Origin of the sequence: Spongiibacter sp., from assembly GCF_041602295.1 — a bacterium.
Taxonomy (GTDB): Bacteria; Pseudomonadota; Gammaproteobacteria; order Pseudomonadales; family Spongiibacteraceae; genus Spongiibacter.
Genome location: NZ_JBFIGO010000129.1, coordinates 1 through 6388, shown reverse-complemented (window position 1 = coordinate 6388; position 6388 = coordinate 1). Strand labels below are relative to the sequence as shown.

At 60.5% G+C, this 6388-nt stretch carries 4 protein-coding genes; 2 read left to right on the top strand and 2 right to left on the bottom strand.

The genetic code is table 11. From position 1 onward, the window contains the following. Positions 1–26: 26 nt before the first annotated feature. Complete coding sequence (locus tag ABYM29_RS14225; RefSeq protein ID WP_372865446.1) at positions 27–2174, bottom strand: 3-hydroxyacyl-CoA dehydrogenase NAD-binding domain-containing protein; 2148 nt, start codon at positions 2172–2174, stop codon at positions 27–29. A 46-nt stretch (positions 2175–2220) separates the two neighbouring features. Then, entirely contained in the window at positions 2221–3429 is a 1209-nt protein-coding gene (locus tag ABYM29_RS14220) for an acetyl-CoA C-acetyltransferase (protein ID WP_372865445.1), read from the bottom strand. A gap of 155 nt (positions 3430–3584) precedes the next feature. On the opposite strand from ABYM29_RS14220, the gene ABYM29_RS14215 reads away from it, so the two are divergent. Continuing rightward, positions 3585–4601, top strand: a complete 1017-nt coding sequence (locus tag ABYM29_RS14215) for an AraC family transcriptional regulator (RefSeq protein WP_372865444.1) — start codon at positions 3585–3587, stop codon at positions 4599–4601. Between the two features lie 114 nt (positions 4602–4715). Beyond that, the gene (locus ABYM29_RS14210; RefSeq protein WP_372865443.1) at positions 4716–6266 is read left to right on the top strand and encodes a long-chain-fatty-acid--CoA ligase; all 1551 of its coding nucleotides are present in this window, start codon (positions 4716–4718) and stop codon (positions 6264–6266) included. Positions 6267–6388 lie beyond the last annotated feature (122 nt).

Sequence of the window (6388 nt, the reverse complement as noted above, 5' to 3'; positions counted from 1 at the left end):
TCAGCCCGGCAGCGCCGAGCTGGGCTTTAGACGAAGGTTTCGCCCTTTTCCGCCTTGTCGAGCAGAATTTGCGGCGCGGCAAAGCGCTCGCCATAGCGGCTTTCCAGTTCGGCCAGTCGGCTGGCAAAGGCCTTGAGGCCATAGGTGTTCACATACTGCAGCACACCCCCGGTATGCGGCGGGAAGCCAATGCCCATGATCGAACCGATATTGGCGTCGGCCACGCGGTTCATCACGCCCTCTTCATAGCAGCGCAGCGACTCCACCACCTGACGGAACAACAGGCGGTCTTTGATATCCGCCACCGGCACGCTGACCTCGGGCTTGTGGTAGAGCGAATACAACTCCGGCCACAGCTGCTTTTCGCCGTTTTCCGGGTAGTCGTAATAACCGCCGCCGTGAGCGCGACCGCCGCGACCAAAGTCGTTAATCATGCGGCTGGCAATGCGGTAACTGGCGGTTTCAGCGGCAAATTTGTCGCCCAGACGCTCATCCAGCTCGCGGTTGGTCTCGCTGACTTTCACCGCCAGCTGCTGACTGACCTCGTCCTGCACCGCCAGTGGCCCCACCGGCATGCCAATGGCGCGGCCGAGGTTTTCGATCAGCACCGGATCGACGCCCTCTTCAATTAACTGCGCGCCCTCTTCGATATAGGTCGCAAACACCCGCGAGGTAAAGAAGCCGCGAGAGTCGTTGACCACGATCGGGGTTTTGCGAATCTGCTGGGCGTAATCAAAGGCCCGCGCCAGGGTTTCATCCGAGGTCTGCTCGCCAGTAATGATTTCCACCAGCGGCATTTTGTCGACCGGCGAGAAAAAGTGGATGCCGATAAAGTTTTCCGGCCGCGTCGCCGGCTCGGCCAGCAGGGTGATCGGCAGGGTTGAGGTGTTCGAGCCCCACACGCCGTTGTCCGCCAGCTTGCCTTGCAGCTCGGTGGTGATCTGGTGCTTCAGTTCCACATTTTCGAAGACGGCCTCGATAATCAAATCGCAGCCCTGCAGCTCGTCGGCATTGGCCGTGGCCTTGATCAAGCCCAGCACCGCCGCTTTTTTCTCTTCCGTCATGCGGCCCTTGGCGACGCGCTTGCTGAGCAAACCTTCGCTGTAAGCCTTGCCCTTCTCCGCGGCCTCTTGGCTGATATCCTTAAGCACCACTTCGATGCCGGCCATCGCCGACACATAGGCAATGCCCTGGCCCATCATGCCGGCGCCGAGAATACCGACCTTCTTCACCGACGATTTTTCTACACCCTTGGGGCGACTGCCGCCGGCGTTGAGCTGGTTCATCTGCAGGAAGAAGTTCATCAGGTTCTTCGCCACCGGGCTGGTTACCAGCCCGACAAAGACCCGCGCTTCAATTTCCATTGCGGTGTCAAAATCCACCCGCAGGGTGTCGGCCACCACATCCAGAATCTTCACCGGCGCCGGCACCAGGCCGCGGGTTTTCTGGAACAGCATGGGGTTGGCGCCCTGCAGCATCTGGGTGATCTTGGGGTTCTTGGCATTGCCGCCGGGAATTTTAAAGCCCTTCACATCCCAGGGGTTCTGCGCCTCGGGGTTGGCCTTGATCCAGGCCTTGGCCTTGGCCAGCAGCGCCGGCACGTCGTCGGCCAGCTCCTCGACCAGACCGGCCGCCAGCGCTTTTTCGGCGTTAAAGCGCGTGCCTTCGAGCAGCGGCATAATGGCGCGCTCGACACCGAACTTGTTAACCATGCGCACAATACCGCCGCCACCGGGCAGCAGGCCAAGGCTCACTTCCGGCAGCCCCACCTGTACCGCCTTGGCGTTGAGCGCCACGCGGTGATGACAGGCCAGACAGATCTCATAACCGCCGCCCAGCGCCGCGCCATTAATGGCGGCCACCACCGGCCGACCCAATTGCTCCAGCCGGCGCAGCATGCCCTTGATCTGCAGGTTCATGGCAAACATTTCGGCCTCGCCCTCACCGGGCACCAGGCTGAGCATGCTCTTGATATCACCGCCGGCAAAAAAGCTACTTTTTGCCGAGGTCAGCACCACCCCGGCCACGCTGTCGCGCTCGCTTTCCAGGCGGTCAATGGTCGCGCCCATCAGCGCGACATACTCGTCGTTCATCGCATTCACCGGACCGCTCATGTCCATGGTCACGGTAACGATATTGTCGCTGTCTTTCTCGTAGTGGAATGTTCCAGTCATCGGACTTACCTATTCTGTTAATTCGGAAAAATACGCGAACCGCGCCTTACACTCGCTCAATAATGGTCGCAATACCCATACCGCCACCCACACACAGAGTGACCAGGCCAAAGCGCTGCTGGCGGCGCTCCAGCTCATCGAGAACCGTACCAATAAGCATCGCGCCGGTGGCGCCCAGCGGGTGACCCATGGCGATGGCACCGCCATTCACATTAATTTTTTCCCAGGGCGCCTGCGTGTCTTTCTGAAAGCGCATGGCCACCGAGGCAAAGGCCTCGTTAATCTCAAACAGATCGATATCGTCGATTTTCATCCCGGCCTTCTCCAGCACCTTCCACGTCGCCGGCCCGGGACCGGTCAGCATAATGGTTGGCTCGGTGCCGGTAACCGCCGTGGCCACCACCCGGCCGCGCGGCTTCAGACCCAGCTTTTGGCCAGCCGCCTCGCTGCCGATCAATACCGCCGCCGCGCCGTCGACAATCCCCGAGGAGTTGCCGGCGTGATGGACGTGCTTAATGCGCGCGACATGGGGGTATTTGCTCAGGGCGATATCGTCAAAACCCATACCGCCGAGCATTTCAAACGACGGCTTCAGCTTGCTCAGACTCTCTACCGTGGTGCCGGGCTTGATGAAATCATCGCGCTGCAAAATCACCATGCCGTTGCCGTCTTTCACCGGCAGTACCGAGCCGTCAAAATAGCCGGCCTCGCGGGCCGCCGCTGCGCGCTCCTGAGAGCGCACCGCAAAGGCATCGACCGCCTCGCGGTCGAAGCCTTCCATGGTCGCAATCAGGTCGGCGCCAATGCCCTGGGGAACAAAGGCGGTATCAAAGGCGGTTTGCGGGTCTTCGCCCCAGGCACCGCCGTTGGCGCCCATCGGCACCCGCGACATGCACTCCACACCGCCGGCAACCACCAGCTCTTCCCAGCCCGAGGCGATTTTCATTGCCGCCAGATTCACCGCCTCCAGACCCGATGCGCAAAAACGATCGAGCTGTACACCGGCCACCGACTCGTCCCAGCCCGCTTTCATCACCGCCGTTTTGGCGATACAGGAACCCTGCTCACCCACCGGCGTCACACAGCCCATCACCACATCATCCACCAGCGCGGTGTCTAGGCCGTGGCGGTCGCGCAAACCATTCAGTAGGCCGGCCAGCAGGTCTACCGGCTTCACCTGACTCAGTGGCGAGCCCATTTTGCCCTTGGCCCGCGGCGTTCTAACGGCGTCGTAGATAAAAGCACTGTTGCTCATAATCGCTCTCTCAGCTTGCAGGAAAATTCGTGCAGCAAAGATTGGACGCAGCCCCGCGCTGGCACAATGATCCGCAGTGACAGACAATAGACATTTTCTTACATGGGCGCGTAGACTGGCGCGCCAAGACAAACGCGCAATGGAGAGACAAACACGTGAGCGCCAGCGATCATCGCACCATTTCATCGGCCTTTGTGCACGCGATTACTGCTCGCTATACACCGCCGCAAGCCCAGCTGAGCGCGCTGCTAAGCAGCTGTGGAATCTCTGAAAGCGCAATACAAAGCGATCGAGCGCGGGTGCGCCCGGCGCAGTTTGCCCAGCTGCTCGAAAAAGTCACCGCACTGAGCAACGACGAATCACTGGGCTATAACAAACACCCCCAGCGCCCGGGCACCATGGCGGCACTGGTGCGATACGCCCACAACAGTGACGATCTGTTACAGGCGCTGGAGCGCCATATTGAGCTGTTCAACCTGTTCGACTGCGGCTTTCGCATCAGCCTGAATATGCGCGAGCAATACGCCTTTTACCGCCTCGACGCCGACCCCGGCTACGAACTCAGCCCCTGGCAGTGCGAACAGCATATGATGAGCCACCACCGGTTTTTTTGCTGGCTGTGCGGCACCCGACTGCCGCTGCTGCGGGTTAACCTGCACTACCCCGCACCCCGCCACCGCGACGAATACCACTACCTGTTTCACACCGAAACCCGCTTTCAGCAGGCCCACACCGGCTTTGTGATCGAACGGCGGCTGCTCGACCTGCCAGTGCTGCGCAGCAAAGCCGAACTGGAAGAATACCTGCTGCGGGTGCCCTATGAATTTCTGCACATGCCCAACCAAGAGGGCAGCTACACCGAGCAAATCCGCCGCTACCTGAAAAAATCCCTACCCCAGCTGCCCAATTACGAGCAAATCGCCACCGCCCTGGGCATCGGCGCGCAAACCCTGCGCCGCCGCCTGGCCCAGGAAGGCTGCGACTACCGCCAGCTCAAGCACGAACTGCTGCGCGACCTGGCGATTGAACTGCTCACCGAGCCCGAGCTGGATATTAAAAGCATCTCTTACCAACTAGGCTTTTCCGAGCCCAGCGCCTTTATTCGCTCGTTTAAAAAATGGACCGGCAGCAGCCCCGGCGAATACCGGCGCAGCAACACCATTGATCGCTGAGGCGGGAACAAGCGTTCAGCGATAACGCAGAGCGACTGGCAAAAACGCGCAGCGCGTTTTACATTGTCTGCCTAAAAAAAATAATACCGAGAACATGCCAAGGAGCTCCGGGCCATGAAGATACACCAGTTCGTCGACTATCACGCGCGCGTGCGCGGCGACAGCACTTGCCTGATTTACCAGCAACAGTCGCTCAGCTACCAAGCCATTACCGCCCAGTCGCACAGCATTGCTGCCGGCCTGCTGGCACTGGGCATCGCGCCGGGTGACCGCGTGGCCACCATGTGCCAGAACTGCCCCGATTTTCTCAGCCTGCTACTGGCCTGCAGCCGCATTGGCGCCGTGCTGTGCGCGGTGAACTACCGCCTGGCACCCGAGGAGGTGGCCTATGTTGTCGAAGACAGCCAGGCAAAACTGCTGGTAGCGCCCGACGAAGAACTCGCCACGCTCTGCGACGCCGTACAACAAGCCTGCCCGCAGCTCGCCGTACTGGCCAACCACAACAACAGCTGGCCCCAGTGGCTGGCCGCCCTTCCCCAGGCCGACAACATCGACCTAAGCGCTGACAGCAGCGCGGCGATATTGCAGCTCTACACCAGCGGCACCACCGGCCGCCCCAAGGGCGTCGTGTTAAGCCAGCGCAACATCCTGTCGCTGTACTGCATGACCAGCGCCTCCTGGAGCGTAAAATTCAGCCCCGACAGCCGCGACCTGGTCAGCGCCCCCAACTTCCATATTGGCGGCGCCGGCACCCTGCTGCTGCCGGTGCTGTCCGGCGGCACCGTCGTGCTGCACAAAACCTTCGACCCCTTCCAGATCGCCAACGATCTGGAACACTACAAAATTGAAAACACCTTTATGGTGCCGGCGATGATTATGGCGCTTATCCACATGGTGCCCGACCTCGCCTCGCGGGATTTCAGCCACCTCAAACAAATCGTCTACGGCGCCTCGCCGATCAACAGCGCCCTGCTGCAGTCCGCCCTGAAGATTTTCGACTGCGACTTTTATCAGGTCTACGGCATGACAGAAACCTGCGGCGCCGTGGTATCACTGTCGGCCGACGACCACCGCCGCGCCGCCCAAGACAAACCCGAACTGCTCGCCTCCTGCGGCCGCCCCCAGGCCGGGGTGGATGTGAAAGTGGTCGACCGCGACGGTAATACCCTCGCCAATGGCGAAACCGGCGAACTGCTGGTGCGCTGCGATGCCAATATGCAGGAATATTACCGACGCCCAGAAGCCACCGCCGAAACCCTGATCGACGGCTGGGTACACACCGGCGACTCCGCCGTGATTGACGACGACGGCTACATCTACCTGCGCGACCGCATCAAAGACATGATCATCAGCGGCGGCGAAAACATCTACCCCATCGAAATCGAAAACGTCCTCAGCCAACACCCGGCCGTGGCCGATGTCGCCGTCATCGGCGTGCCCTGCGACCAATACGGCGAAACACCGCTGGCCTGCGTGGTACTGGCCGAAGGCCAACAACTCAGCGAGGCCGAAATGATCGAATTTTTACGCCCCAGCCTCGCCGGCTACAAAATCCCCCGCCGCCTGCAGATCTATACCGAACTGCCGCGCAACCCCACCGGAAAAATCCTCAAGAAAGTTCTGAGAGAACCCCACTGGCAAGAACGCGAGCGGGCGATCAACTAAGACCCATGCTTAGCTACTTCTGAGCCGCCCCCTGCTTTGTGCTAACCACGCAGGGGGCGAGCCGAGCTTGCCGCCGGCAAAGTAAAAATCAATGACTCTGACCCCATTGATTTACTTGCTAC

Coding starts and splice junctions, on each gene's coding strand:
- ABYM29_RS14220 (WP_372865445.1), bottom strand. CDS start 3,429: ATGAGCAACAGTGCTTTTATCTACGACGCCGTTAGAACGCCGCGGGCC.
- ABYM29_RS14225 (WP_372865446.1), bottom strand. CDS start 2,174: ATGACTGGAACATTCCACTACGAGAAAGACAGCGACAATATCGTTACC.
- ABYM29_RS14210 (WP_372865443.1), top strand. CDS start 4,716: ATGAAGATACACCAGTTCGTCGACTATCACGCGCGCGTGCGCGGCGAC.